Source organism: Erythrobacter sp. CCH5-A1 (assembly GCF_001557115.1).
Taxonomy (GTDB): domain Bacteria; phylum Pseudomonadota; class Alphaproteobacteria; order Sphingomonadales; family Sphingomonadaceae; genus Erythrobacter.
In genome coordinates this window covers 1-493 of record NZ_LSKQ01000111.1, presented here as the reverse complement: position 1 = coordinate 493, position 493 = coordinate 1, and the positions used below count along the sequence as shown (strand labels likewise).

Annotated in this window: 1 protein-coding gene and 1 pseudogene; both read right to left on the bottom strand. The window is 64.1% G+C overall.

Annotated features, from left to right (window positions below; genetic code table 11):
* Positions 1-52: 52 nt before the first annotated feature.
* Positions 53-388, bottom strand: coding sequence for a hypothetical protein (locus AX708_RS05775; RefSeq protein ID WP_156454529.1), 336 nt, complete (start codon positions 386-388; stop codon positions 53-55).
* A gap of 14 nt (positions 389-402) precedes the next feature.
* Positions 403-493: pseudogene (locus tag AX708_RS20780) on the bottom strand (tRNA (guanosine(37)-N1)-methyltransferase TrmD); the annotation flags it as partial.

The window sequence follows — 493 nt, the reverse complement described above, 5'->3', positions numbered from 1 at the left end:
AGCGGCCCGGGGAACATCTCCGGGTAGAGCGTGAGGATGGTGGCGGCGAAGGTCATCGCGCAGCCCGGTGCCTCAAGAGCCAGAACAGGGGTATCGACGAGACGATATAGGACAGGACGGGCGGACCGAAGAGGACAACCCACAGCGCAAACGAAGCGGGACCCGGATCAGGCGCAAGACCGGCATCGACCAGCTTCAATTGCTCGGGCGTGGGCTCCTGACTTGTCGCTGCGAGGCTCGCGACCACCAGCACCAACGGCACCAACATGCAGGTCAGTGCAAAGTGAGCCGTCGAGCCTCGCCCAACGAGCTTGGCCAGGCCGAAGTAGGCCAAAATGAACAGCAAAGGGCCAGCGGCAAGACCGAGGAAAATGATCGTCATTTCCATGCCTCCCCTTCCTTGGTCCACGTGCCCTCAGCCAGCGCGCGCCCCGCAACCGAGTGCCCGAGCGGCCCGGGGAACATCTCCGGGTAGAGCGTGAGGATGGTGGCG

What these genes read in the sequence shown, in the direction of transcription:
- AX708_RS05775 (WP_156454529.1), bottom strand. Translation starts at nt 388, where the DNA reads ATGGAAATGACGATCATTTTCCTCGGTCTTGCCGCTGGCCCTTTGCTG.